Below are 24,914 nucleotides of genomic sequence, written 5' to 3' on the forward strand. Positions count from 1 at the left end.
AATGAAAATTCAAAATTTCAGGATACGCCGGTTCAAGGTTATCGAAGATACCAGTGTAGGCCTATCTGATTTGAACATAATTGTTGGATCAAACAATTCTGGAAAAAGCAGCATAATTCAAGCTCTCCATTTTTGCATATCGATCTTGCAGTCCATCGCACTGGCAAAGAAATGGACGCGAAAAAGCCCTTTGATAGCGACGCTAGGGCCGGATGAGATCATATACTCTCCTGCTTCTAATCCATACGCCCTAGGTCAAGGTGGAAAATTGGTGGAGGGTGAAAATAGATCGATTTTGTTTGATTTGACCTTGGAGAATGGGCGTACTTTTTCCTTGGAAGTTGCGAAAGGTAAGAACAACAATGTCCAAGCCCGAATTGTGAATCCGGAAGTCGCTGTGGGATTAGCGAGTTTAGATGATCCGTTCAGCATATTCTCGCCGGGATTAGCGGGTGTCGCTAAGAGCGAGGTGTTTGTTTCTGATGGAGTTTTGTTGCGGGCTCTTGCTCGGGGTGACGCGAACGTAATTCTTCGCAATATGCTCCTTAGGCTTTGGCCAAATGAAGATAATAGAAATAGATTTCTCGTTGACCTCGCTGAGGTATTCCCTGGTGTCGAGATCGATGTTATTTTTGAGCAAAAGATTGATGAATATATATATGTATTCGTTAAGAAGGACGGCACGAGTATCCCTATTGAACTTTGCGGAACCGGATTCCTACAGGCAGTTCAGATACTGTGTTATCTTCATAGATTCCGCCCGAGCCTAATTGTTCTTGATGAGCCAGACTCCCATCTTCATCCGAACAATCAAAGGATAATCTCGAATCTTCTATTTAGAATAACTGAGGATTTAGGAACTCAGATTGTTATCACGACCCATTCTCGACACATAGTTGATGCGCTTTCCGGCGTTGCTCGATATATTTGGGTTCAGTCTGGTGCTGCGGCTCCGGCTTCCCGCGACGACCAGATTGACATACTAATGGATTTGGGCGCTCTCGATTTGAAGGAGAGAATTGGAACAAAGAACTACGATGCTATATTATTAACCGAGGATGAAATAACTAGAAGTATCGTTACATTATTGGCGTCTAGTGGATTTGATATGGAAAGAACGTTGATTCTTCCCTATCGCGGTGTAACGGAGTTACATAATCTTAGGACTATAGCGAATCATACTCGACGTATATCGGGCGCCCGCCTTGTGATTCATAGGGATCGCGACTTCCTTGACCCCATGGAAGTCGAAGCGTGGAAAACGTCAATTCGGGAGATGCAGTGTGATTCATTTGTGACAACTGGTGTCGATATCGAATCCCACTTGCTGAATCCGCGCTACCTTTCGGCTCTAAACAACTTACAGAACGAGGCTCAGTTTACGGAAATTCTCAATCAGGCGATCGAGGAGATTCGCGAGGACGCATACGAGCATGCTCTCAATTCCCGGTTAGATTGGGAACGCAAACAGGGAAATGGACGAGTAAACGTAGGAGCTTTAGCGCGAGACATGAGGCAAAGGGTGAATGATGACCCTCGTGCCAATATGTCGGGAAAGAAACTGCTTAAGAAAATTCGAGATATTTATCGCCAGCGCGTCGGTGCAAACCTGACCGTAGGAACGGGTTCTGAGTTGATACGTGATGACAGCTTATTGACGATAGCAAATAGGATATTTCCGCGCCGCAGAGAAAATCAGTGATGGACACCCTCAGGGAGCTCATCTGGGTGGTGGCGCTGCCCTTCATCTGCCTGCCGGCATCTTCTCCCCGTTGAACGGGGAGAAGGGAGCTAATCGCCTCAAGCAAAATACTCCTGCAGCGGCCTGACCTCCAGGCTCCCCGCCTTCAGCGCTGCAATCGCCTCCGCCACAGCCGCCGCCCCCGACAGCGTGGTGTAATACGGCACCTTCTGCATCAGCGTGGCGCGGCGCAGCGATTTCGAGTCCGATACCGCCTTCTGGCCATCCGTCGTGTTGAAGACGATCTGGACCTGGCGGTTGCGGATGGCGTCTTCGATGTGGGGCCGGCCCTCCAGCACCTTGTTGATCTTCTGGGCGTCGACGCCATTTTCGGCGAGGAAGCGGGCCGTGCCGGATGTCGCCAGCACCTTGAAGCCCTGGCCGGCGAGGCGCTTGACCGCCGGCAGGATGCCGGCCTTGTCCTCGTCGCGCACCGAGACGAACAGCGTGCCGGACCGGGGGAGATCGACGCCGGCGCCGAGCTGGCTCTTGGCGAAGGCCAGCGCAAAATCGCGGTCGAGGCCCATGACCTCACCGGTCGAGCGCATTTCCGGGCCCAGCAATATATCGACGCCGGGGAAGCGGGCGAAGGGGAAGACGGCTTCCTTGACCGCGATGTGGCCGGGGTTGCGCGGGTCGGGCATGGCGCCGTAATGGGCGAAGGCGTCTTCCAGTTTTTCGCCGGCCATGATGCGGGCGGCGATCTTGGCGATGGGCCGGCCGATGGTCTTGGCAACGAAGGGCACGGTGCGCGATGCGCGCGGGTTGACCTCCAGCACATAGACCGTGCCGTCCTTGATCGCATACTGCACGTTCATCAGGCCGCCGACATTGAGCGCGCGGGCAAGCGCCGCCGTCTGGCGCTCCAACTCGTCGACCAGTTCGGAAGGCAGCGAGTGAACGGGGAGCGAGCAGGCGCTGTCGCCGGAGTGGATGCCGGCCTCTTCGATGTGTTCCAGAATGCCCGACACAAAGGTCGACGTGCCGTCGCATAGGCAATCGACATCGACCTCGATGGCGCCGGAGAGATAGGTGTCGAACAAAAGCGGGTTCTTGCCCAGCAGCGTGTTGATCTGGCCGGTCTTGTCGTTGGGGTATTTCTGCTTGATGTCCTCCGGCACCAGGCCGGGCACGGTGTCGAGCAGGTAGGATTGCAGCATGCCCTCGTCGTGGATGATCTGCATGGCGCGGCCGCCCAGCACATAGGACGGGCGCACCACCAAGGGAAAGCCGAGCTCGCCGGCGACGAGGCGGGCCTGCTCGACCGAATAGGCGATGCCGTTCTTCGGCTGGCTAAGGTTGAGCTTGTGCAGCAGCTTCTGGAAGCGGTCGCGGTCTTCGGCGAGATCGATCATGTCCGGCGAGGTGCCCAGGATCGGGATGCCGGCCTTCTCCAGCGCGTCGGCAAGCTTCAGCGGCGTCTGGCCGCCGAACTGGACGATGACGCCGACCAGTTCGCCCGAGGCCTGTTCGGCGCGCAGGATCTCCAGCACGTCTTCCGCCGTCAGCGGCTCGAAATAGAGCCGGTCGGAGGTGTCGTAGTCTGTCGAGACCGTCTCGGGGTTGCAGTTGATCATGATTGCTTCATAGCCGGCGTCGCGCAATGCGAAGGCGGCGTGGCAGCAGCAATAGTCGAACTCGATGCCCTGGCCGATGCGGTTCGGACCGCCGCCAAGGATGACGACCTTCTTGCGCGACGACACATGCGCCTCGTTGGCGAGCGCGCCGGCGAAGGGCACTTCATAGGTCGAGTACATATAGGCGGTGGGCGAGGCGAACTCGGCGGCGCAGGTGTCGATGCGCTTATAAACTGGATGAACGTCGAGCTTTTCGCGAATCTTTTGAATCACTTCGGCGTCGGTCTTCGTCAGCGACGCTAGGCGGGCATCGGAGAAGCCCATCGCTTTCAGCATGCGCAGATTGACAGCGTCCTGTGGGATGCCGTGCTCGCGGATGCGGGCTTCCATGGATACGATGCCGGCGATCTGTTCGAGGAACCACGGGTCGATCTTGCACATGGCGTGCACGTCTTCCAGCGAGGTGCCCATGCGGATCGCCTGCGCCACCATGCGCAGCCGGTCGGGCGTCGGCGTGCCGAGCGCGGCGCGGATGGCGTTGCGGTCGTCGGCGTGGTTGGCAGCCACGGCACCGTGGCCGAGGCCGGGGATCTCGATCTCGTCGAGACCGGTCAGGCCGGTTTCCAGTCCACGCAAAGCCTTCTGCAGCGATTCCTGGAAGGTGCGGCCGATGGCCATGACTTCGCCGACCGACTTCATGGCGGTGGTCAGCACCGGCTCGGCGCCGGGGAATTTCTCGAAGGCAAAGCGCGGGATTTTTGTGACGACGTAATCGATGCTCGGCTCGAAGGAGGCGGGCGTGGCGCCGCCGGTGATGTCGTTCTCCAACTCGTCCAGCGTGTAGCCGACAGCGAGCTTGGCCGCGATCTTGGCAATGGGAAAGCCGGTCGCCTTCGACGCCAAGGCAGAGCTGCGCGAGACGCGCGGGTTCATCTCGATGACGACGAGGCGTCCATCGGCCGGGTTGACGGCGAACTGCACATTGGAGCCGCCGGTCTCGACGCCGATCTCGCGCAGCACTGCGAGCGAGGCGTTGCGCATCATCTGGTATTCCTTGTCGGTCAAGGTCAGCGCGGGGGCGACGGTGATGCTGTCACCCGTATGCACGCCCATCGGGTCGATGTTCTCGATCGAGCAGACGATGATGCAATTGTCCGCCTTGTCGCGGACGACCTCCATCTCATATTCCTTCCAGCCGAGCACGCTTTCCTCGATCAGCACTTCGGTGGTCGGCGAGGCGTCGAGGCCGGACTGGACAATGTCGTAGAATTCGGCGCGGTTGTAGGCGATGCCGCCGCCGGTGCCGCCCATGGTGAAGGACGGGCGGATGATGGCGGGCAGGCCGACATGGTCGAGCGCCTGGGCGGCAATCGCCATGCCATGGCTGATGTAGCGCTGCTTGCGGTCGCCTTCGCCGAGGTTCCAGCGGGTTTCCAGCGCGTCGAGCGCGGCATCGAGGTCGGCAGGCGCCTCGGCCTTTACGGCGGCGCGCTCGGCCTCGTGCGTCTTGCGGTCGGCGTTCTTGACATCGGTGGCATTGGCAAGCATCGACTTCGGCGTTTCCAGGCCGATCTTCTTCATCGCCTCGCGAAACAGCGCCCGGTCCTCAGCCTTGTCGATCGCCGTGGCGTCGGCGCCGATCATCTCGACATTGTAGCGTTCGAGCACGCCCATGCGGCGCAGCGACAGAGCAGTATTGAGCGCGGTCTGGCCGCCCATGGTCGGCAGCAGCGCGTCGGGCCGCTCCTTGGCGATGATCTTGGCGACGACTTCAGGCGTGATCGGCTCGATATAAGTGGCGTCGGCCAGTTCCGGGTCGGTCATGATGGTGGCCGGATTGGAATTGACCAGGATGACGCGAAAGCCCTCTTCCTTCAGCGCCTTGCAGGCCTGTGTGCCGGAATAGTCGAACTCGCAGGCCTGGCCGATGACGATGGGGCCGGCCCCGATGATCAGGATCGACTTGATGTCGGTGCGTCTTGGCATCGTTGTGAGTTCCGTTCGGCGAGCGGCTTGCACGAAAAACCGGGACGGGAAGACCCGGCCGGTTGTGCTTGCGATTCTGGTATCAGGCTAGGAGGGCCTTATAGGGAAGAGTTTTGGGAGATGTAACCCCGAAAATGAGGCTAGGCAGTAGGGATCAGGCAGTAGGGATCAGGCAGCAGGGATTAGGCAGGAGCGAGGTTAAGGCGCCTGTTGCCCATTCCCTACTGCCTGACACCTAATCCCCCAGCGCGAGCTGATCCGTAATCTCAAACCGCTCGGATACCCCGACGCGGATCATGTTGAGGCTGCCTTCCCTTGTGAAGCGGAAGTCCTTGCCCAAATCCGAGCCGGCCGGCATGCCGGCATAGAAGGAGATGACGCGCGTGCCGCCATCGGGCCAGGTCACGGTGATGTCTGCCTTGTCGGCGCCATTGTGGACGATGTTGACGGCGCAGCGGGTCATCGGTTGTCCGACATAGCGGGCGCAGGGGATCTCGGCGGTGGCGCCGAGGGCGGGCGGGGGTTCCAGCCGTGCAACGGTTTGCGTAGCGGTCGCAGCTTTGGCCTGGTCTGGCCGTGGCGTCGGGGATAGTACCCCCGGCGCGGACGCTGTATCCGGCGCTGCTCCCGCAGACGCGGCGGCGGCGAGTTCCGGCGTCCCTGTGGCCTCCGTTGCCGGAGCCTCTGTGGCAGGGATTTCATCCGTCGGCGGACTTTCATTCGCTGCGAAGGCAAGGCCGTAAGCATCCTGCATGGCGGTCCTGCCGATCTCGGCGGCGGACTTCGGCGCGCCTGGATTCGTGCCGCCAAGGCGCTCCGTCAGGTCGAGTGGAGCCGGCGCGGGTGCAGCCGGGGTGGGTAGAGCCTGAGTGGGTGCAGCCGGAGCGGCAGAGGCGGCAGGTGCAGTCGTCCGGGGCGCTGCGGCCACGTCGGCCGGCTGCGTCGGCATGTCGGGCGCGAGCGTCGGGCCGCCGGCTTCAGCGCTGGCGGTCACCTGGGGCGGCGCGGCGTCAACTTCGACCACGGTCGGATTGTCGGGGATAAGATAGCGCGCGGGCGCCCAGCCTTTGACCAGTGGATTGTCAATCTCCTCGACCTTGCACCAGCGGTGGCCGTCCACTTCGTTGCAGCCGAAATTCCTGACGCTCGAGCCGATCGGCAGACGCGCCTGGGTTCTGCCGACCGGCGACGGCGTGGCGCGGATGTTGAGGAGATCGCCTGGGCCGAGCTCGGTCACTATGGAAACGATGTCGGCAGGCGCGTCCTCGGCATTGGCCGGCAAGCTCACCAACAACGGGCCCACCACCAACGGACCCGCCAACAACCGGGCTGCCCGCAGGAGCGGAGCGCCAGTCAGTCGATGCAAAATGGTTCGGATTGTGCGCCTCATCATTTGGCCGTGCGCCGATTACCCTTGCGGCAGCAGTCCTGCCGTATGCCAAGGCGGTTTTATAAGGGACGATACGCGGCCATGTAAGTCTGAAAATGCGTCCGATGTTTGGTGCCGCGAGGCGGAAGCAGGGCGCAGCCATGCGGTCAAGCGGAGCCTTGCCAAGAGGGTTTGGGCATGAAGCCGGTCCTCAGCGCATGCGCCCATTCCGGTCGGCCCGCCTGTGCGGCCTGTCTCGCCGCCGCTTCGTGGTCGTAGTCGACGGCGATGGTCTCGAAACGGTCTGGACCATCGCCATCCAAGGTGAGGATGCCGTAGCGCGCATGCGGGCTGCCTTGCTCCGAAACATGCGCCGGGGGCGTGTCATCTTCATAGGCGGGGGCGCCGACGCTGCCGGGATTGAAGAGCAAGGGGCCGCCGGGGATACGGACCAGTTCCGCGCGGTGGCTGTGGCCGCACAGCACGATGCGGCAGGCCGGGTCCAGCGCCTGCAACCGCCGCTGAATAGCGGCAAGCGGCGCGCGCACCAGTTGGCCATCGACGATCGCGTCGAGCAGGTATTTCTCGTCATGGTCGGGCCGCGCATGGAAAGCGACCACGCCGGGAACAATCTCCAGCGTGAAAGGCAGGGCGAACAGCGCCTCGCGCTGCGTCTCCGTCAGCCGCTCCTGGGCGTACCGGTCAGAAGCCCACATCGTATGGTCGGCCGGATCGACGGCGACGCGGCGGTCATGGTTGCCGCGCACAGTCGGCAGGTCGAGCGCTTCGAGCCGCTCGAACGTCTCGCGCGGCCAAAGCGGACCGGAGACGCAGTCGCCCAGGTTGACGGTTAGATCGGCGCCGCCGCGCCGCGCCAGATCGGCGAGCACGGCATCCAGCGCCAGCACATTGCCATGGATGTCGGCGAGAACGGCAATGCGCATGCGGCGGGCTCCTTGGTGCAGCCCCGTTGGAGGCTTGCGGCCCGTCTTCCTATCAAGGCGCTGCCTTCATTATCAAGCCTTTGAGATCGTTCGAGACAGCCGGGAGCTGGCTATCGCGGAAGCACTCCATCTGCTAGCGTCCACGCCGTTCCAGAGTTCATCTGGGGAGGGACCAGGCGATGACCCGCGACCAGATGGTTGCCCACCTCCGCGCCGCCAATGACGTCGCGCGCGAGACTGCCGCGCATGGGCACCATCCTTTCGGCTGCGTGCTCGTCGGCCCCGACGATCGCATCCTGATGCGGCAAGGAAACATCAACACCGTGCGCCACGCCGAAACCGAGCTCTCCCGGCGTGCCGCGGACGCCTATCCGCCGGAATTCCTCTGGTCCTGCACGCTGGTCACAACCGGCGAGCCCTGTGCGATGTGCACGGGAACGCTGTACTGGGCCAATATCGGCCGGCTGGTCTACGGCTTCGAGGAGACCAAGCTTCTCGCGCTGACTGGCAACCACGCCGAGAATCCGACGATGAACCTCTCGTCGCGCACAGTCCTCGGCTCCGGGCAGAAGCCGGTCGATGTCCACGGCCCTTTCCCCGAGATGGACGAGGAGCTCCTCGCCCCGCATATCGGTTTTTGGCAGCGCTAGGAGCGGCCTGACTTCGGCACCAGCTACGCCGGCATTTCGATGTCGTGGCCGCCGACGATGGGTAGAGCCGGGTCATCTCCGGCCGCCGCAATCACGCTGTCGAGCAGGCCGGGGAAGCGGGCGTCGAGGTCGGCGCGGCGCAGCGTGATCATCCGGTTGGTGCCGGCCACTTCGGCGCGGGTGACGCCGGCCTCGCGCAGTTTGGCCAGGTGATAGCTGAGATTGGTCTTGGAGCCGAGGTCGAGGAACCGGCTGCAGTTCAGCGGCACGCCTTCCTTGCTGGCGAGATAGCGCACGATGGCGAGCCGGGTCGGGTCGCCAAGCACGCCGAGCACAACCGGCAGGCTGATCTGGTCTGTATTGGGGTGCGGCAAAGTCATGGCCCGAAACTAAGCACAGTCGGTGGCGATTTCAACGCGTCGATCTTTCGCGGGCATGCACAGTCCGTTTCGCGATTGGCCCAATGGCTGTCCTGACACAGGGCTGTCAGCAGGCTTCAGCTATTTTCGTCTGGCTTCATTGACATCATGTCCTGTTATGTCCAATTGTTCAATAAGTTTTGAACTAAGGACACGCCCTATGGACAAGCGCCTCTTCTGGCTTGCGCTCGGATCGTTCACGATCTCGACCGAAGGCTTCGTCATCTCCAGCCTGCTGCCTGATATCGCCACCGACGCCCTCATTTCCATTCCGCTCGCCGGCACGCTGATCACCGCCTTCGCGCTGGCTTACGCCATCGGCACGCCGATCCTGGCAACGCTGACCGGCGAATGGGACCGGCGCCGCGTCATCTTGTGGACGCTGGCGTTCTTCGTCATCGGCAATGTGGTGGCGGCGCTGAGCTCGTCCTTCGAGCTGCTGCTCATTGCCCGCATCATCATGGCGCTGTCGTCAGGCCTGTTTGCCGCGACCGCTCAAGGCACGGCGGTGGCGCTGGTCGATGACCACCACCGGGCGCGGGCCATTGCAGTCGTCGTCGGCGGAACCACGGTGGCGGTTGCGCTGGGTGCACCGCTCGGCGCGCTGGTTGCCACGATAGCCGGCTGGCGCGGGACCTTCTTTGCCATTGCCGGGCTCGGCGCGCTGGTCGGCGCCATCCTGTGGTACCGGCTGCCGCGCGGAATTGTCGGCACCAAGCTGCCGCTCAGGCGGCGGCTGGCTGCGGCGCTGCGCCCCGGCGTCATGCCGATCCTGCTGACCACCGCTCTTGCCCTGATCGGCGCCTTCTCGGTGTTTTCCTATATCGCGCCGCTGGCCATCCAGAGCGGCGGCCTCAGCCCGATTGCGCTGCCCGGCATGCTGCTCGCCTTCGGTGTCGGCGCCGTCATCGGCAACATAGCCGGCGGCCAGGCGGCCGACCGTTTTGGTGCGACGCGCACCGTCGGCTGGTCGCTGGCGCTGAGCGCCGTCATGCTGGTGATGCTCTCGGTCATCCCGACCTTCCTGCCGCAGCATCTCGCCGGGCCGGCATTGATGGCCATGATGGTGCCGTGGGGCATGGTCGGCTGGGCATTTCCGCCGGCGCAGGCCAGCCGCATCATCAAGCTGGCGCCCGACGCCGCCCCGATCGTGCTGTCGCTCAACGCTTCGGCCCTCTATCTCGGCGTGGCGCTGGGCGCTGTGGCCGGCGGCGCCGTGCTTCGCTACGGCGTGCCGGCCGACCTCGGCCTAGTCGCCGCCATCTTCCCGCTGATCGGGCTTGGCGTGGTGCTGGCCGGCCGCTGGGCGGCCCGGCCGGTCGCCATGCCGGCGGAATAGATCTTTGCAAAGGACCGGCGGCCGTTCTTTCAGCTTGAAGGGGCGGCCGCCGGCACGTCGTAGTCCAGCGCCGCGACTTCATCCAGCATAGCGCGCAGATCTGCCGCTCGTTGCGGGCCGACCAGCGCCTCGAAGCGCTGCTGGGCAATGGTCCACAATTTCGTCGTCTCCTCGAGCTTGGCCAGGCCTTGGTCGGTCAGCCGCACCCGCTTGACGCGGCGATCGTCCTTGTCAGCGAAGGTGTCGACATAGCCGTCGCGGATCAGCGGCTTCAGCGTGTGGCCGAGCGCCGAGAGATCCATGACCATCGCTTCGGCTATCGTGCCCATCGCCGGCTCGTTGCTGACATGGATCTGGTAGAGCAGGCCGTACTGCGTGCCCTTCAGACCCGAAGGCGAGATTACATCGTCATAGAAGCGGCCGAGCTTGCGCGCGGCCCGCCGCAGCGTGGCGTTGTTGCAAAGGCTAAATCCCGGCAGCGCGGTCTTGCTCATCACGACTCCTTGCCGGCAAAACCGCTGCCGGCCTGCCGCAGAAATAGTTTCTGCCGCCTCCGTTGACAAGATGGTGGTATATGCCTACTTCCCGGAAAGTGGTATATGCCACTAATGGAGATCAGGGCGGGACGAGGGTTCATCGACCTGTCTCGCCGGGCAGAAAAAAGGAACAGGACAATGAGTGGACAGGACAACAAGGGTACCGCAGTCGTCACCGGCGCATCTGCCGGCATCGGCGCGGTCTATGCCGACCGGCTGGCCGGGCAAGGCTACGATCTGGTGCTGGTAGCGCGGCGCGCCGACCGGCTGGAGGAACTGGCTGAAAAGCTGCGATATGCTTACAAGCGCAAGGTCAGCGTGATTGCCGCCGACCTCGCCGACGACAATGATGTGCGCGGCGTCGAGCAAGCGATCGCAGCCGACGATAGCGTCACGCTGCTGGTCAACAATGCCGGCATTGGTGGCCAGGCCGTGGTGGCAACGGCCGACGCCGACGAGGCCGAGCGCATGATCAAGGTCAACGTCATCGCCTTGACCCGCCTGACCCGCGCCGTTCTGCCGGGGCTTCTTGCGCGCAACCGCGGCGCCATCGTCAACATCGCCTCTGTGCTCGCCTATGATACCTCGTTCGGCGGCATCTACAGCGGCACCAAGGCCTATGTCGTCAACTTCACCGAGGCCCTGCACCGCGAAGTCGCCGGCACCAATGTGAAGGTGCAGGCGGTGCTGCCGGGCGCGACCCGCACCGATTTCTGGGAGCTTGCCGGCGGTGATATCGACAATCTGCCGAAGGAGATCATCATGACCGCCGACGATATGGTCGATGCCGCGCTTGTGGGCCTATCCAGGGGCGAAGCCGTCACCGTGCCGGCGCTGGCCGACGCAGCTAAGCTCGACACCTTCCTCGGCGCAAGGCAAGTCTTCTATGGCAGCCTGCACGCCGACAAGCCGGCTGCCCGCTACGCGGCTTGAGAGTAGCTGGTTCGCGAACCAGGACCCCACCCCGCTCACTTCGTTCGCGACCCTCCCCACAAGGGGGAGGGTAAAGTGCGCGCTCCCCTACCTCCCCCTTGTGGGGAGGTCGGACCGCAGGTCCGGGTGGGGGTACTGGCGCCGACCTCTGCGTTTACGCTCCCCGCCACATCGGTATGATCGATGCAGCCAGCACCAGCGCCAGCACGATGTTGAGCGCGCGCCATTGCCATTCGGTCTCGAGCAGCCGTGCCAGCACCATGCCCGCCACGCACCAGATCGACAGCGAGACGGCTGCAGTGAGGCCGAAGGTCGAGCCGAGCAGCAGCGCGAGTTGTCCCGGCCCGTCGGCAAGGGCTGCGAACGAGGCCGCCGCCCCCAGTCCCATCGCCCAGCCCTTCGGGTTCATCCATTGAATGCCGGCGCCGCCGAAGAAGCTGTTGGGTTTTGCCATCGCCACATCGAGATCAGGCGGCCCGGCGCGGCCGATCTTGATTGCCAGCCAGATGAGATAGAGCGAGCCGATGATTTTCATCGCCAGTTGCAGCGAAGGCATAGCCAGCAGCAGACCGGCGAGCCCGGCGGCGGCAGCAGCGGTCACGGTGGCGAGGCCGGCAGCGCTGCCGATCAATAGGGGAACGGAACGGCGAAAGCCGAACTGCGCACCTGAAGCAGTCGACAGGGTGGTGGCGATGCCGGGCGTGACGGTGGCCACGAAGGCAAACAGGATGAGCGGAAAGATGGGCTGCAACATGAGGCGTCCTCCATCGAAGGCCCTACGGTAGACTTCTGCATACTTCAGTAAATGCAATGTTTGCGATGGTTGGCATTAGCAGATATAATGCCAACCATGATCCGTAACCTCGACACAGCGCTGATCCGCACCTTCGTCACTGTCGCCGACAAGGCCAGCATGACGGCGGCGGCGAACGCGCTGCATCTGACGCAAGGCGCCGTCAGCCAGCAGATCAAAAGGCTGGAGGAGGCGCTGGGCTGCAGCCTGTTCGAGCGCGACCGGCGTGGCTTGCGGCTGACGCGGCCCGGCGAGCGGCTGTTCGGCAAGGGCAAACGGTTGCTTGGCCTCAATGACGAGATCTGGGCCGAGATGGCGGGCACCGAGGTCGCCGGCCAGGTGCGGCTCGGTGTTCCCTATGACCTTGTCGGCACCTTGCTGGCGCCGGTGCTGAAAGCCTATGCCGAGACCTATCCGCAGGTTGAGATATCCCTACTCTGCGCCGCCTCGCCGGATCTTGCCGCGGCCCTTGCGGCCGGCACTATCGATCTTGCCGTCATCGAGGAACGGGTTGGCCCGTCGGCCGGCGAATGCCTGGCCATTGACCGGCTGGTCTGGGTGGGGGCCAAGGGCGGCGTCGCCCGTGCCAAGCGGCCGCTGCCGGTGTCGATCGTCGCCGACACCTGCGCCTTCCGACCGGTGGTGCTGTCGGCGCTGAACGAGCACGGGCTGGAATGGCGCACCGTGTTCGAGAACGGCAACATCGACGCGACGACCGCGACAGTGCGCTCCGACCTTGCCGTCACCGCCTGGCTGGCCTCCACCGTGCCTGCCGATCTTGACATCCTGGCTTTTGATGCCGGGCTGCCGCCGCTGCCGAATTTTTCCATCAATCTGCATTTGCCGAAGTACGGCACGGCGCCGGCAGCGCAGGAGTTCGCGCGGTATGTCCGGGGTGGGTTGGCACGGCGGGCTGTGGCGGCTTGACAGAACTTGCATTTCCTCTCCCCCGTCGATCGGGGGAGAGGAAAGGTGCCAAGCCTGTCCCTGTTACTTCCAGTTCTTACGCCGCTCGAGCTCGGCCTCTGACGGCTTCTGCGTAGCGAACGACCCGACCTTGACCTCACCCCCGCGTTCGTAGGTCGCCATGATGACGCCTGTGGTAGTGGCCTGCGACTTGACCAGCTTGAAAGCGGCGGGCATCGCACCACCATCGAACAGCCGCTTGCCCTTGCCCAGCAGCAGCGGGAAGATCATCAACCGGATCTCGTCGATCAGCCCGTTGGCGAGCAAAGTCTGGATCAGCTCGCTCGAACCCTGGATGAGCAGGTCAGGCCCATCTTCCTTCTTGAGGCGGCGCAACGCCGCGACGATATCTTCTCCAAGCCATTGCGTATTTTCCCAGGTGAGCGAATCCGGCCGATGCGTCGCCACATATTTAGTCGCAGGGTTGAAGGCATCTCCGATGGCATCTTTCTGATACGGCCAGTAAGCGGCGAAGATGTCGTAGGTTCTGCGGCCGAGCAGCAGGGCGAAGGGTTTGGAGAACAATTCCTCCATGGCCACCCCCGCCACCTCGTCGAAGTAGTGGAACGTCCAGCCGCCGAACTCGAAGCCGCCAACCGGGTCTTCTTCCGGGCCGCCTGGCGCCTGCATGACGCCGTCGAGGCTGACGAAGGTGGAAGCGATGATCTTTCGCATTGGATTTTCCTTTTCCAGGATCCGCGCCGTCAGGGCCGGATTTCGATCTAAACTAAGGACGGACAGGCCGGCGGCCGCCCGACAGGCGTTGGCAAAAAAACGCTGCCGGCCGACAAGGGTACCTACCGCCGTCGCCCGCCGCCAAGCGCCTGCGACGAAAACCAGACGTCGCCGATGATGGCGGTGGCGGTCCGGTCCGGCGCCCTGTCTGACGTCAGCCAGATCGAACGGCTGCGCGCCGCCTTCTGGAGGTCGGGGATTTTGGCCGCCGAACCGGCCGCCGAGGCGCCGACGCAGGGGATGAACCACGAGCGCATGAAGGGGTCGCAGGCAAAGCCCTTGTCGTTGCGGGTTACCATCACGGCCAGGCCGACGCCCTGGGACGGACGCCAGGGAAAGATCATGCGGCCGCCCGCTTTCAGCGCCCGAAGCCAAGGAGCCGGCGGTGCGACGACACCGGCATTGACATAGATGATGTCGGACGGCGGCAGATCGCCGGTGACGGCATCGCCGTGGACGACGCTTACATTGCCGTAGGTTTCGAGATTCTTTGTTGCTCTGGCAGCAAGATCTGCCTCTATTTCGAAGGCGGTCACCGGGCCGGGCGCAACCAGCCGCGCCAGCAAGGCGGTGTAGTAGCCTGTGCCGGCGCCGATATGGGTGACGGCCTCGTCCGGTCTGGGGGCGATCCTGCCGATCCACATCGCGTGCAAGGAGGGTTCGCCATTGTTGATGCCCTTGTCGGCATCGAGCGCCACCAGCACGTCCTGATAGATGTGAACAGGATCGGCGCTCGGCGTCATGATCTTGCCGTTGCCGGTGGTGAGCGCCCTGCCGGCGACTACCGCCCAGGGTCCGGGACCGAGAAAGGCCTCGCGCGGAACGGTGGCGAACGCCTCTTCGAGGCGCGGATCGGCCGAGCCGGCATTGGCCGCCATCAGCTGCGCGTAAAATTTCCTGGCGTCTTCGACACTTGTCATGATGGCCGGTAAGATAGCGCAAGCCGCCGGTTTGTCGCCGTCTTGAGCAATTCCAGGAAAAGTGTGAGGCGGCTTTCCGCCCGGAATTGCGTCAAACAAGAGATAGAGCAGTTCAAGAAGAAACTCAGCCGACGCCGAAGACGGTGTCGTAGAGCAGCTTGAAGTTGAGCACCAGGATGACCGCCGCGACGACCCAGGCGAGGACCGCCACGCCGCGGGGAATGGCAAGGTTGCCCATCTTCTTCTTGTCGGAGACGAACTGCACCAGCGGGATGACTGCGAAGGGCAGCTGCATCGACAGTACCACCTGGCTGAAGACCAGCAACTGGCCGGTGCCCTTTTCGCCATAGAGCGCGGTGACGACCACCACCGGGACGATGGCGATGCCGCGCGTCAGCAGCCGGCGCGCCCATTGCGGAATGCGCAGGCGCAAAAAGCCTTCCATGACGATCTGGCCGGCAAGCGTTGCCGTAACCGTCGAGTTGAGGCCGGAGGCCAGCAGCGCCACCGCAAACAGGATCGAGGCGATGCCGAGGCCAAGCAGCGGTGACAAGAGCTCGAAGGCCTGGCCGATCTCGGCGACATCCTGATGGCCGGTGCCATGGAAGGCCACCGCCGAGACGATCAGGATCGAGGCGTTGACGAACAGCGCCAGGACGAGCGCGATGGTCGAGTCCGTCGTCGCCCATTTAATGGCGTCGCGCTTGCCTTTTTCGGTCCGTTCATAGGCGCGTGTCTGTACGATCGAGGAGTGCAGGTAGAGATTGTGCGGCATCACCGTGGCGCCGATGATGCCGATGGCGATGTAGAGCATCGCCGGATTGGTGACGATCTCCGTCGACGGCACGAACATCGAATGCAGGATCGAGCCGACCGGAGGGGCAGCGGCAAAGATCTGGATGGCGAAACAGCCGAAGATGATGATCAGAAGCGCGATGACGAAGGCTTCGAGATAGCGGAAACCCTTGTTCATCAAGAGCAGCACGATGAAGGCGTCGAGCGCCGTCAGCAACGCGCCGCCGATCAGCGGAATGCCGAACAGAAGCTGCAGCGCGATCGCCGTGCCGATCACCTCGGCGAGGTCGCAGGCGATGATGGCGAGTTCGCAGGCGATCCACAGCACGAAACTGACGGGACGCGGATAATAGGCGCGGCAGGCCTGGGCGAGGTCGCGGCCGGTGGCGATGCCAAGCCGGGCGGCAAGCGCCTGCAGCAGGATCGCCATCAGGTTGGACAGCATGATGATGAACAATAGCGTGTAGCCGAACTGGGCGCCGCCGGCGAGGTCGGTGGCCCAGTTGCCCGGATCCATATAGCCGACCGAGACCATGTAGCCCGGTCCCATGAAGGCGAACAGGCGACGGAACCAGACGCCGGACTGCGGCACCGCGATCGTGGAGTTCACCTCGCGCAGGCTGGGAGGATTGTCCTCCGGCCTGTCAAATCGCCAGGATGATCCCAAGGTAGCGTCAGCTTCGGACATGGAGGGCTTTCCACTGGGTGGATCGGTTGACGTCATCCTATCTATGCCAGGGCTCAACATTATGCAATAGGCTATATTTCATTGTATGTGCTTCCTGTTGCGCCGACCGGCAGGCCGGCAGGGGATCGCAAACGCCGGTTGCGCCTGCCATGGAATGGAAATAAACGGCTGGAACAGTTAAGCCCGTGCTATGAATGGCAAAGGGCGATTGCTTTGCCCAAAGCCGATTCTTGTCAAAAGATAGGAAGGAGCGCGTGTTGGCGCTGAAGCACAGACCGGTTGGACGCGAGGAGCCGCTTCCTGACGCCGAGATTCATTCGAAAGGGTTCCGGCAGCAGCGCGAAGCGCGCCGCGGCGCGCTGGTCGAGGATTATGTCGAGCTGATCGCCGACCTGATCGAGGACGGCAATGAGGCGCGTCAGGTCGATATTGCTGCGCGGCTGGGTGTCGCCCAGCCGACGGTGGCCAAGATGCTGACCAGGCTGTGCGCCGACGGGCTCGTTTCCAGAAAACCCTATCGCGGTGTGTTCCTGACCGACGCCGGGCGCAAGGTGGCGGAAGAGAGCCGCATCCGCCACCAGACGGTAGAAGCGTTTTTGCGTTCGCTCGGTGTCAGCGCCGAGACGGCGCGCATCGATGCCGAGGGCATCGAGCATCATGTCAGCGCCGAGACGCTGGAAGCCTTTCGCAAGGCGATGATCGCGCCGGGCTGAGGGGTGCCGGGGCCGCACCACTGGAACCTCCGCACGTCAGGCTCGTTGCTCCTGACGTTGCGCGTGATTGTTGCGCGCCAAGGAGGAAAACATGGGCGTCGAACAGGCACCGACCGCGAAGGGCAAGCAGGCGGCCGAGGGTTTGAGGCAGGCAGCGGCAAAGGACGAACGCAAGACCGAGGTCGAAACCGGCCATGCGCTGAAAAAGGGCGCCGCGCGTTTCGAGGAACGCTCCAAAAGCTCGGACGGCAAAAGCGCCGGCACCAAGCAGAAGATCTGAGTTCTGTTCGCAAGCGGCAACCTGCCGCTCATTCCTCGGTGTCCTGCACCCAGCTGCGCGGATGGCCGTCCACGCGGAACTGGAAGATGAAATAGGGCGGAATGCAGGAGCCCTTGCCAGGCTTGGCTGCGGCCAGATCGTCGTAGCCGGCGGTGCAGATATAGTCCTCGCGGCAGGGATGCGCCTTGTCGCAGGCGCGCAGGCCGGCGGTCTTGGTGAATTCCTTGGTGCAGAATTTGTGGTCCTTGCCCGACGCGATGCAGTCGTTGAAACCGGTCTTGGCGAGGCGGCCGCAAGTCGCCTCGTCGGGAAGCTTGTCGCAGCTTGCCTTGCGCAGCATGCCCCCGGGAAAGCCACCGGTCTTCTGCTCGGGGTTGTCGTAGCGTTGGCGCGCCGCGCCATAGCCGGCGAGCTTGATTACCGGTTTCTTGTCGCGCGCCGGATCGATGGCGCAGGCTTTTGCGGTGGCCGGCGACAGGCGGCAATATTTGTCGCTGCCCCAGCTCGACATCTTGATCTCGCCGAACTCGACGGGGTCGCCGACTGCGGTGGCCGCCTCGCTGACGCAGGTGCCGAAGCCCGGATGGATGTCGCTTTCATGGACGCCGGCGCAGCGCAGGCTTTCGCCGCAGCTCCAGTCCTTGAAGCTGGCATCCTCGCCGCTGTAGCAGATCGAGCCCCAGCCATTGTAGAGATCGGTGCTTTTCAGCGCTTCGGCGAGTTTGGCGTCCGGACGGGCGGCGAAGCCGCGGGAGAAATCCGGATGGCCGCCTGTGGCGAAGTCCTCGACGATCGCGCGGCGGCGCGGCAGGTCGGCGAAGAACACCGCCGAGCCGGGGACGAAGACGGCGTTGCGGCGCGGCTCGTTGGCCGGATCGGCGCCTGTATAGTGGAAGCCGGCAATGCCGTGCGTCTGGTGGCAGCCGGTGCAGGTCATTTCGTTGAGACGCAGATTGAACCCGGCCACCGATTTCACGCTGCGCAGCGTGTTGCCCCTGGCGACATAATCCTGCAACGCCCTGTCGATGTCAGCATCATCGAGCAGCCCATAGGCGATGTTGTTTTGCGATCTGGCCATGCCGCCGGGTGCGACCGAGACGGCGCTGGTCGCCAGGAATTTGTCGTCGATGACCAGCCGGCCGCGGTCGAGATCGTAGATGTTGCGGTCGGTGAGCAGCCATTTGGCGAAGGCCGGCCGGTCGGCCAGAACCACTTTCCGGTCGATCTGGTTCTCCATCTTCGATTCCTGGAAGGTGGACGTCGTTGGGTCCCATTTGAAAATCTTGAGGAGATATTCGGCGTGGCCACCGAAGTCGCGGCGGCTCGAGGCCGACAGCCGGAGAACCTGCATGTTCAGCTCAAGCCGCATGATCTGCGACGAATTCAGCATGGCGTTGGAGAGCGGCCCTTCGTCGGAGCGCAGCCAGGCTGCCAGTTGCTCGGGCGCAAGGTTCTTCTGGCCGGCGGCGAGCCAGCGCTTGGCGATTTCGGCACAGGAAACGGCGGTGGCGCTTGGACGGTCTCTCGAAGCGCGGGGGCGAGCCTCGCCGGGCCTGGCGTTGAAGACTAGACTCATGGTCAGCGGCAGCCGCGACGAGATGCGTTGCGCTGTCTTTCCCTTCGTGGGCTTCTCCGCCACCGAATAGTGGAAGCGGTAGATCAGCCTGATCTCGCCGCATTCGGTGTGGCCGAGATAGCCGCGGTCCATGCGGTTGACGACGCCGGTCAGGTCGAGCGTCGAGCGGTCATCGTCGATGTATTTCGGGTTGAATTTCTGGCTGGGGGCCCTCGTCTTCGCCAGCGCGGCGACATAGGGATCGGGGCTATTGGCAGGCTCGTCGGCGATCTGCTGCTTGACGGCGTTGCGGACAGGGGTCAGCGCGCGCACCGAAAACAGGGCGCGATTGTCGACCTCGCGCGTGAGACCCAGCGCCGGGCCGAGCAGGCGGCTGATGGAGAGGCCGCCACGCTCAAGCGCCTGCAATGTCTCGGGATCGGTTACGGCGACGCTGGAATCGAGCGTCACGGCGCGCGCCGACGCCGGGCCGAGGCATAGCACCACCGCCAGCAGCAGAAATCGACCGATCGTCCGCAAGTCCCCGATACCCCCGTTCGAACCGGATGCTACAGCGCGCATGCCGCCTCGACCAGAGTGCGAACGCGCGATGCCGCTGCCACGAAAAATACTGTGACTTGGCGCAACCATTGCGATAATTGTCTGTTGGGTCGGACTGGGCCACGACATCGGCCAGGCCAGCCGAAAATTTGCATACGGGGAGTTGCCATGCTCTGGAAGGGCCGCCGTCAGAGTGACAATGTCGAGGACGAGCGCAGCGACAGCGGCGGCGGTGGTGGTTTCGGCGGCGGCAGCCCTGGCCAGTTCCGCATCCCGATTGGCGGCCGCACCGGCGGCGGCGGCAGCATCCTGCTGGTCGTCCTCGTGGTGCTGGCCGGATGGTATTTCGGCTTCGATCCGTCGCAGATCCTGGGCACTGGCGAGGGCGGCGGCGTGCTGCCGGGTGGCGGTGGCCAGATTACCGACAACAGCGGCGGCCAGGACGACGGCGCCGGCACGCCTGCTTCCGACGAGATGAAGCAGTTCGTGGCGACCGTGCTGGCCGAGACCGAAGAGACCTGGACCGGCATCTTCCAGTCGCAGGGCCTGAAATACGAGGACCCGAAGCTTGTGCTGTTCAGCGGCCAGATCCGCTCGGCCTGCGGCTCCGCCTCGACGGCAGCCGGACCGTTCTATTGTCCCGGCGACCACAAGGTCTACCTCGACACCACCTTCTTCCAGCAACTCGACCAGCAGTTCGGCGCTTCGGGGGATTTCGCCCAGGCCTATGTGATCGCCCATGAAGTCGGTCACCATGTGCAGAACCTCACCGGCATCCTGCCCAAGTTCAACCAGATGCGGCAGTCGATGGGTGAGGCGGAAGCCAACCAGATGTCGGTGCGCATCGAGCTGCAGGCCGACTGCTTCGCCGGCGTTTGGGCGCATTTCACCGCGCAGAAGGGCATTCTGGAACAGGGCGACATCGAAGAGGCGCTCAACGCCGCCAAGCAGATCGGCGACGACACGCTGCAAAAGAAGATGCAGGGCTATGTCGTTCCGGAAAGCTTCAACCACGGGACGTCGCAGCAGCGGCAGACCTGGCTGGCGCGCGGCTACAAGAGCGGCAAGCTGTCGGACTGCAACACGCTGACCGGCCCGGTTTGAGGCGCTCGCAAGTTCCAGCCGACCGCGGTCCAAAGCGCATCCGTCGGCGGGCCGATTCACCACCGGCAACAGATGTCAGGAGGAGAACGCCTGAGGCGTTCTCCTATTGTTCCAAAGTGGCGCCTCGCCTATAACGGGCGCCCGCCCAAGGGCGGTCTCAGGGAGCAGACGCCATCATGATCGACCCCAAAACCGCCAGGCGGGGCCTTGCGCTCGTCTTCACCACGCTGCTGCTCGACATTATCGGCTTCGGCATGATCATGCCGGTGTTGCCGGCCTTTCTCAGGGAGCTTTCCGGCGTCGGCATCAGCGAAGCGGCGATCGAAGGCGGCTGGCTGTTCTTCGTCTATGCGGCGATGCAGTTCTTCTTCGCGCCAATCATGGGTGGATTGAGCGACCGCTTCGGGCGGCGGCCGATCCTGCTTGCCTCGGTGCTTACATTCTCGATCGACAATCTGATCTGCGCCATCGCCTGGTCCTATCCGATGCTGTTCATCGGCCGCGTGCTGGCCGGCATTTCGGGCGCCAGCTATTCGACGACGTCGGCCTTCATTGCCGACATCTCGAACGACGACAACCGGGCGAAGAATTTCGGTCTGCTCGGCATCGCCTTCGGCGTCGGCTTCGTCATTGGGCCGGTGCTGGGCGGGCTGCTCGGCACGTTCGGGCCGCGGGTGCCGTTTTACTTTGCCGCCGGGCTTGCCTTCGTGAACTTCCTCATCGCCATGTTCTTCCTGCCTGAAACGCTCGATGAAAAGCACCGCCGCCGCTTCGATTGGAAACGCGCCAACCCGGTCGGCACGCTGCTGCAGATGCGCCAATATCAGGGCATCGGCTGGATCGGGCTCGCCTTCTTCCTGATGACGCTCGGCCACATGATGTATCCGGCGGTGTGGTCGTTCGTGTCCAACTACCGCTATGGCTGGAGCGAGCAGCAGATCGGCTTCTCGCTCGGCGCCTTCGGCCTGTGTGGGGCGATCGTCATGGCGACGGTGCTGCCGCGCGTGATCCCCAAACTTGGCGAATGGAGGACGGCGGTCATCGGCCTGACCTTCACGGCGGCCAGCGCCTTTGGCTACGCCTTCGCCTCGCAAGGCTGGATGATCTATGCGGTGATCGTCGTCGGCTGCCTGGAAGCACTGGCCGATCCGCCGCTGAGAAGCCTCGCCGCCGCCAAGGTGCCGCCATCGGCGCAAGGCGAATTGCAGGGCGCGATGACGTCGATCTTCTCGATCACCTCGATCATCACGCCGCTGCTGTACACCGCGATCTTTTCCTGGTTCACCGGGCCGAATGCGCCCGTGGTGTTCGGCGGCGCGCCCTATCTGGTTGGCGCGTGCTTCCTGACGCTTGCCGTCATTGTCTTTGTAACGAAAGTTGCGAGGCCGACGGCGGTGAAAAGCGTTGCCACCGGCGCTGCGGAAGATGGAGCCCAGATATGAGCCATGACAGCCGCATAAAGCTGACCAAGGACGGTTTGTCGCTGTCGCGGCTGGTGTTCGGCGCCTGGCGCCTGCTCGACAGCGCCGCGCGCCCGGACGCCGATCAGGTCGCGCGGCTGATCGGCACTGCGGTCGATCTCGGCCTTACCAGCTTCGACCATGCCGATATTTACGGGCATCACCAGGTGGAAGCTGCCTTTGGCGCCGGCTTGTCGCGCTGGAAGGGCAAGCGCGACAGCATCGAGCTGATCTCGAAATGCGACATCATTCTGGCATCGGCCAACCGGCCTCAGAACCGGCTGAAGCATTACGACACCAGTGCGGCCCATATTGCGGCCTCGGTCGACCGTTCGCTCGCCAATCTCGGCACTGACTATCTCGACCTGTTGCTGCTGCACCGGCCGGATCCGCTGATGGATGCCGACGAGACGGCGGCGGCCCTTGCCGGGCTGGTCAAGTCAGGCAAGGTGAGGGCGGTCGGGGTCTCCAACTTCACGCCGTCGCAGTTCGACCTTCTGGCCTCGCGGCTGCCGTTTGCCTTGGCCACCAACCAGATCGAGATGTCGGTGCTGAAGACCAATGCGCTGATGGATGGCAGCCTCGATCACGCGCAACGCCTCGGCTATGCGCCGATGATCTGGTCGCCGCTCGGCGGCGGCTTGCTGTTCACCGGCAAGGAAGGGCGCGAGGCGCGGGTCAGGGCGGCAATCGCGGCGGTGGCTGCCGAGATCGGCGCCGGCGATCTCGCCGCCGTCGCCATCGCCTGGCTGCTGCGTCATCCGGCGCGGCTGGCGCCGGTGCTCGGCACGATGAAGCCCGAGCGGCTGGCCGCCATGGTCAAGGCGCTGGAGATCGACCTCGACCGCCAGCAATGGTTCGCCATACTGGAGGCCAGCGAAGGCCGGCCGGTGGCGTAAGGTCAGATACTAGGCTTCGATCCATTCGCTGGGCACGTCCAATGCCTTCGACAGCATGGTGCTGGTTTGCGCCGATGGCTTGCGGCGATTGGATTCAAGGTCCGACAGGAAGCCCTGGCTGACTCCGATGGCATCAGCCAACTCGGCCTGCGTCAGCTTGCGCCAGTTGCGCAGCGCCTTGAGCCGGCTGGAACCTCGCAAAATATCCATGGTCACCTCGGCGGGCAGGGGCTTTTCAGTTTTGAACTCGGCCTTCCGCTCATCGTAGATCGCCACATCCGCAGCGTCTTCTCTGGCTTCTTCGGCGGCATGCAGCAATGCCTCGTAGTCAGCCTTCGGGATGACGACCAGTTCTTCCCCAGTTGAAGTCCTTATGATTTGCGGAGCGTTCATGATGTGCTGTCCTATGGCCGGCTGTAGGTCGTCGTTTCGCGCTTGCCGATGTAGATCGCTAGGATTGTCGTGCGATCTTCATCAAATATAACGTGGTAGCGACCGATCCGAAGTCTGTAACCGTCTCGGCCGGCAAGACGTTTTACATCGCCACGCCCGCTGATGGCATAAGTGTTCAAACCTTCAGAGACCTGCTCGCGGACATCGGCCGGCAGGTTGTCGAGATCGCGAGCTGCCGACACCGAGAGGAGGATCGTCTTCACTCGCGCAATATCGCAGATTTATCGCTCGAGGTTAAGCGATATTATCACTGGTACATAGAGGGCTCAGGCCCGTTCGGCCAGCAGTTGCTCGCCGCGCTTTTCGCGGATCAGATTGACGAAACGGCGGAACAGATAGTGCGAGTCCTGCGGGCCGGGCGAGGCCTCGGGGTGATGCTGGACCGAGAACACCGGACGGCCCGTGAGCGCAATACCGCAGTTGGAGCCATCGAACAGCGAGACATGGGTTTCCTCGACGCCCTCGGGCAACGAGTCGGCATCGACGGCAAAGCCGTGGTTCATCGAGACGATCTCGACCTTGCCGGTGGTATGATCCTTGACCGGGTGGTTGGCGCCGTGATGGCCCTGGTGCATCTTGGCGGTCTTGCCGCCGAGCGCCAGGGCCAGCATCTGGTGGCCGAGGCAGATGCCGAATACCGGGATGTCGGTCTTGAGCAGGTCCTGGATGACCGGCACGGCGTAGTCGCCGGTGGCTTCCGGGTCGCCGGGGCCGTTGGAGAGGAAGATGCCGTCGGGCTGCATGGCCAGGATCTCTTCCGAGCCGGTGCCGGCCGGAACCACGGTGACCTTGGCGCCGAGGCCGGAAAGCAGGCGAAGGATGTTACGCTTGACGCCGTAGTCGATGGCGACGACGTGCATCGACGGCTCGGCCTGTTCGCCAAAGCCTTCGTTCCACACCCAGGGCGTTTCACGCCAGACCGAGGACTGGCCCGAGGTGACTTCCTTGGCGAGGTCAAGCCCGATCAGGCCCGACCAGGCGGCGGCGCGCCGCTTCAAATCGTCGATGTCGAAGATGCCGTCGGGCGCGTGCGCAATGACGGCATTGGGCATGCCCTTTTCGCGGATCAGCGCGGTCAGCGCCCGGGTGTCGATGCCCGACAGCGCGACGATGCCGCGCTTCTTCAGCCACTGGTCCAGCCCGGTGTCGGCGCGGTAGTTGGACGGGTTGGTGACATCGGCCTTGAACACCGCGCCAACGGCGCCTGCACGGGCGACCGGGTTCAAGTCCTCGATGTCCTCGTCATTGGTGCCGATGTTGCCGATATGCGGGAAGGTGAAGGTGACGATCTGGCCGGCATAGGACGGGTCGGTGAGAATTTCCTGGTAGCCGGTGAGCGCGGTGTTGAAGCAGACTTCGGCAACGGCGGAACCGGTGGCGCCGAGGCCGCGACCCTCGATGACGGTGCCGTCGGCCAGCACCAGGACGGCGGTCGGCTTTTCGGTTGCCCAAGGCGGGGTCAGTTCGGGGGTCATCTCGGCCATGGCGACGCTCCTGT

The 24,914-nt window shown here is 63.2% G+C and carries 23 protein-coding genes; 10 read left to right on the forward strand and 13 right to left on the reverse strand.

Annotated features, from left to right (window positions below; genetic code table 11):
• Position 1 precedes the first annotated feature (1 nt).
• Positions 2-1,702 (forward strand): AAA family ATPase, encoded by a 1,701-nt coding sequence (locus tag NKJ57_RS03495; RefSeq protein WP_352510505.1) that lies wholly within the window; start codon positions 2-4, stop codon positions 1,700-1,702.
• A 98-nt stretch (positions 1,703-1,800) separates the two neighbouring features.
• On the opposite strand, the gene carB is transcribed toward NKJ57_RS03495, so the two are convergent.
• The 3 genes from carB to NKJ57_RS03510 form a co-directional block, all read right to left on the reverse strand.
• Entirely contained in the window at positions 1,801-5,304 is a 3,504-nt protein-coding gene (carB, locus tag NKJ57_RS03500) for a carbamoyl-phosphate synthase large subunit (protein ID WP_352510506.1), read from the reverse strand.
• Positions 5,305-5,539: 235 nt separating this feature from the next.
• On the reverse strand, positions 5,540-6,598 hold the full coding sequence (locus tag NKJ57_RS03505; protein ID WP_502902011.1) for an SH3 domain-containing protein: 1,059 nt from the start codon (positions 6,596-6,598) through the stop codon (positions 5,540-5,542).
• Positions 6,599-6,840: 242 nt separating this feature from the next.
• Positions 6,841-7,617, reverse strand: a complete 777-nt coding sequence (locus tag NKJ57_RS03510; protein ID WP_352510507.1) for a metallophosphoesterase family protein — start codon at positions 7,615-7,617, stop codon at positions 6,841-6,843.
• A 179-nt stretch (positions 7,618-7,796) separates the two neighbouring features.
• Between NKJ57_RS03510 and NKJ57_RS03515 the strand changes: the two genes are divergently transcribed.
• Positions 7,797-8,267, forward strand: a complete 471-nt coding sequence (locus tag NKJ57_RS03515) for a nucleoside deaminase (protein WP_023733303.1) — start codon at positions 7,797-7,799, stop codon at positions 8,265-8,267.
• A 23-nt stretch (positions 8,268-8,290) separates the two neighbouring features.
• Here NKJ57_RS03515 and NKJ57_RS03520 read toward each other — a convergent pair whose 3' ends face one another.
• On the reverse strand, positions 8,291-8,647 hold the full coding sequence (locus NKJ57_RS03520; protein ID WP_023683780.1) for an ArsR/SmtB family transcription factor: 357 nt from the start codon (positions 8,645-8,647) through the stop codon (positions 8,291-8,293).
• A 199-nt stretch (positions 8,648-8,846) separates the two neighbouring features.
• Between NKJ57_RS03520 and NKJ57_RS03525 the strand changes: the two genes are divergently transcribed.
• Complete coding sequence (locus tag NKJ57_RS03525) at positions 8,847-10,025, forward strand: MFS transporter (RefSeq protein WP_352510508.1); 1,179 nt, start codon at positions 8,847-8,849, stop codon at positions 10,023-10,025.
• A gap of 29 nt (positions 10,026-10,054) precedes the next feature.
• Here NKJ57_RS03525 and NKJ57_RS03530 read toward each other — a convergent pair whose 3' ends face one another.
• Positions 10,055-10,519, reverse strand: a complete 465-nt coding sequence (locus NKJ57_RS03530) for a MarR family winged helix-turn-helix transcriptional regulator (protein ID WP_023672426.1) — start codon at positions 10,517-10,519, stop codon at positions 10,055-10,057.
• A gap of 180 nt (positions 10,520-10,699) precedes the next feature.
• Between NKJ57_RS03530 and NKJ57_RS03535 the strand changes: the two genes are divergently transcribed.
• Complete coding sequence (locus tag NKJ57_RS03535) at positions 10,700-11,494, forward strand: SDR family NAD(P)-dependent oxidoreductase (RefSeq protein ID WP_023713907.1); 795 nt, start codon at positions 10,700-10,702, stop codon at positions 11,492-11,494.
• 154 nt (positions 11,495-11,648) lie between these two features.
• Here the strand turns inward: NKJ57_RS03535 and NKJ57_RS03540 are convergent, their stop codons facing one another.
• Positions 11,649-12,248 carry a LysE family translocator gene (locus NKJ57_RS03540; protein WP_352510509.1) on the reverse strand — a complete coding sequence of 200 codons (600 nt, stop codon included), beginning with the start codon at positions 12,246-12,248 and terminating at the stop codon, positions 11,649-11,651.
• Positions 12,249-12,335: 87 nt separating this feature from the next.
• Here NKJ57_RS03540 and NKJ57_RS03545 point away from each other — a divergent pair, with 87 nt between their 5' ends.
• Positions 12,336-13,214, forward strand: a complete 879-nt coding sequence (locus NKJ57_RS03545; protein WP_502902012.1) for a LysR family transcriptional regulator — start codon at positions 12,336-12,338, stop codon at positions 13,212-13,214.
• A 63-nt stretch (positions 13,215-13,277) separates the two neighbouring features.
• On the opposite strand, the gene NKJ57_RS03550 is transcribed toward NKJ57_RS03545, so the two are convergent.
• From NKJ57_RS03550 to NKJ57_RS03560, 3 genes are all read right to left on the reverse strand, one after another.
• Positions 13,278-13,928, reverse strand: a complete 651-nt coding sequence (locus NKJ57_RS03550; RefSeq protein WP_023727458.1) for a dihydrofolate reductase family protein — start codon at positions 13,926-13,928, stop codon at positions 13,278-13,280.
• A gap of 122 nt (positions 13,929-14,050) precedes the next feature.
• On the reverse strand, positions 14,051-14,908 hold the full coding sequence (locus tag NKJ57_RS03555; RefSeq protein WP_023733300.1) for a protein-L-isoaspartate O-methyltransferase family protein: 858 nt from the start codon (positions 14,906-14,908) through the stop codon (positions 14,051-14,053).
• 124 nt (positions 14,909-15,032) lie between these two features.
• Positions 15,033-16,391: an Nramp family divalent metal transporter gene (locus NKJ57_RS03560; RefSeq protein WP_023672432.1), complete on the reverse strand. Its 1,359-nt coding sequence runs from the start codon at positions 16,389-16,391 to the stop codon at positions 15,033-15,035.
• 257 nt (positions 16,392-16,648) lie between these two features.
• On the opposite strand from NKJ57_RS03560, the gene mntR reads away from it, so the two are divergent.
• Together mntR and NKJ57_RS03570 are read left to right on the forward strand one after the other, a co-directional pair.
• A complete protein-coding gene (gene mntR, locus NKJ57_RS03565; RefSeq protein ID WP_023740198.1) occupies positions 16,649-17,104 on the forward strand; it encodes a manganese-binding transcriptional regulator MntR in 456 nt (151 codons plus the stop codon).
• A gap of 91 nt (positions 17,105-17,195) precedes the next feature.
• Entirely contained in the window at positions 17,196-17,384 is a 189-nt protein-coding gene (locus tag NKJ57_RS03570) for a hypothetical protein (protein ID WP_023672434.1), read from the forward strand.
• A 28-nt stretch (positions 17,385-17,412) separates the two neighbouring features.
• Here NKJ57_RS03570 and NKJ57_RS03575 read toward each other — a convergent pair whose 3' ends face one another.
• Positions 17,413-19,479: a hypothetical protein gene (locus NKJ57_RS03575; RefSeq protein ID WP_352510510.1), complete on the reverse strand. Its 2,067-nt coding sequence runs from the start codon at positions 19,477-19,479 to the stop codon at positions 17,413-17,415.
• A 189-nt stretch (positions 19,480-19,668) separates the two neighbouring features.
• On the opposite strand from NKJ57_RS03575, the gene ypfJ reads away from it, so the two are divergent.
• From ypfJ to NKJ57_RS03590, 3 genes are all read left to right on the forward strand, one after another.
• Positions 19,669-20,604 carry a KPN_02809 family neutral zinc metallopeptidase gene (gene ypfJ, locus NKJ57_RS03580; protein ID WP_023705842.1) on the forward strand — a complete coding sequence of 312 codons (936 nt, stop codon included), beginning with the start codon at positions 19,669-19,671 and terminating at the stop codon, positions 20,602-20,604.
• 176 nt (positions 20,605-20,780) lie between these two features.
• On the forward strand, positions 20,781-22,046 hold the full coding sequence (locus NKJ57_RS03585) for a TCR/Tet family MFS transporter (protein ID WP_352510511.1): 1,266 nt from the start codon (positions 20,781-20,783) through the stop codon (positions 22,044-22,046).
• Positions 22,043-22,963 (forward strand): aldo/keto reductase, encoded by a 921-nt coding sequence (locus tag NKJ57_RS03590; RefSeq protein ID WP_352510512.1) that lies wholly within the window; start codon positions 22,043-22,045, stop codon positions 22,961-22,963. The genes NKJ57_RS03585 and NKJ57_RS03590 overlap by 4 nt, the downstream gene beginning before the upstream one ends.
• 9 nt (positions 22,964-22,972) lie before the next feature.
• Here the strand turns inward: NKJ57_RS03590 and NKJ57_RS03595 are convergent, their stop codons facing one another.
• The 3 genes from NKJ57_RS03595 to carA all read right to left on the reverse strand — a co-directional run bounded on the left by NKJ57_RS03595 (position 22,973) and on the right by carA (position 24,900).
• Entirely contained in the window at positions 22,973-23,356 is a 384-nt protein-coding gene (locus NKJ57_RS03595) for a helix-turn-helix domain-containing protein (protein ID WP_023748195.1), read from the reverse strand.
• A gap of 11 nt (positions 23,357-23,367) precedes the next feature.
• Positions 23,368-23,619 carry a type II toxin-antitoxin system RelE family toxin gene (locus tag NKJ57_RS03600; protein WP_352510513.1) on the reverse strand — a complete coding sequence of 84 codons (252 nt, stop codon included), beginning with the start codon at positions 23,617-23,619 and terminating at the stop codon, positions 23,368-23,370.
• A gap of 63 nt (positions 23,620-23,682) precedes the next feature.
• On the reverse strand, positions 23,683-24,900 hold the full coding sequence (gene carA, locus NKJ57_RS03605) for a glutamine-hydrolyzing carbamoyl-phosphate synthase small subunit (RefSeq protein ID WP_352510514.1): 1,218 nt from the start codon (positions 24,898-24,900) through the stop codon (positions 23,683-23,685).
• Positions 24,901-24,914: the final 14 nt, after the last annotated feature.

Origin of the sequence: Mesorhizobium sp. M0077, assembly GCF_040322955.1 — a bacterium.
In the GTDB taxonomy this organism is placed as follows: domain Bacteria; phylum Pseudomonadota; class Alphaproteobacteria; order Rhizobiales; family Rhizobiaceae; genus Mesorhizobium.

Excerpts from the sequence above, each read along its gene's own strand:
- NKJ57_RS03495 (WP_352510505.1), top strand. The coding sequence starts at position 2 with ATGAAAATTCAAAATTTCAGGATACGCCGGTTCAAGGTTATCGAAGAT.
- carB (WP_352510506.1), bottom strand. The coding sequence starts at position 5,304 with ATGCCAAGACGCACCGACATCAAGTCGATCCTGATCATCGGGGCCGGC.
- NKJ57_RS03510 (WP_352510507.1), bottom strand. The coding sequence starts at position 7,617 with ATGCGCATTGCCGTTCTCGCCGACATCCATGGCAATGTGCTGGCGCTG.
- NKJ57_RS03515 (WP_023733303.1), top strand. The coding sequence starts at position 7,797 with ATGACCCGCGACCAGATGGTTGCCCACCTCCGCGCCGCCAATGACGTC.
- NKJ57_RS03520 (WP_023683780.1), bottom strand. The coding sequence starts at position 8,647 with ATGACTTTGCCGCACCCCAATACAGACCAGATCAGCCTGCCGGTTGTG.
- NKJ57_RS03525 (WP_352510508.1), top strand. The coding sequence starts at position 8,847 with ATGGACAAGCGCCTCTTCTGGCTTGCGCTCGGATCGTTCACGATCTCG.
- NKJ57_RS03530 (WP_023672426.1), bottom strand. The coding sequence starts at position 10,519 with ATGAGCAAGACCGCGCTGCCGGGATTTAGCCTTTGCAACAACGCCACG.
- NKJ57_RS03535 (WP_023713907.1), top strand. The coding sequence starts at position 10,700 with ATGAGTGGACAGGACAACAAGGGTACCGCAGTCGTCACCGGCGCATCT.
- NKJ57_RS03540 (WP_352510509.1), bottom strand. The coding sequence starts at position 12,248 with ATGTTGCAGCCCATCTTTCCGCTCATCCTGTTTGCCTTCGTGGCCACC.
- NKJ57_RS03545 (WP_502902012.1), top strand. The coding sequence starts at position 12,336 with ATGCCAACCATGATCCGTAACCTCGACACAGCGCTGATCCGCACCTTC.
- NKJ57_RS03550 (WP_023727458.1), bottom strand. The coding sequence starts at position 13,928 with ATGCGAAAGATCATCGCTTCCACCTTCGTCAGCCTCGACGGCGTCATG.
- NKJ57_RS03555 (WP_023733300.1), bottom strand. The coding sequence starts at position 14,908 with ATGACAAGTGTCGAAGACGCCAGGAAATTTTACGCGCAGCTGATGGCG.
- NKJ57_RS03560 (WP_023672432.1), bottom strand. The coding sequence starts at position 16,391 with ATGTCCGAAGCTGACGCTACCTTGGGATCATCCTGGCGATTTGACAGG.
- NKJ57_RS03570 (WP_023672434.1), top strand. The coding sequence starts at position 17,196 with ATGGGCGTCGAACAGGCACCGACCGCGAAGGGCAAGCAGGCGGCCGAG.
- ypfJ (WP_023705842.1), top strand. The coding sequence starts at position 19,669 with ATGCTCTGGAAGGGCCGCCGTCAGAGTGACAATGTCGAGGACGAGCGC.
- NKJ57_RS03585 (WP_352510511.1), top strand. The coding sequence starts at position 20,781 with ATGATCGACCCCAAAACCGCCAGGCGGGGCCTTGCGCTCGTCTTCACC.
- NKJ57_RS03590 (WP_352510512.1), top strand. The coding sequence starts at position 22,043 with ATGAGCCATGACAGCCGCATAAAGCTGACCAAGGACGGTTTGTCGCTG.
- NKJ57_RS03595 (WP_023748195.1), bottom strand. The coding sequence starts at position 23,356 with ATGAACGCTCCGCAAATCATAAGGACTTCAACTGGGGAAGAACTGGTC.
- carA (WP_352510514.1), bottom strand. The coding sequence starts at position 24,900 with ATGGCCGAGATGACCCCCGAACTGACCCCGCCTTGGGCAACCGAAAAG.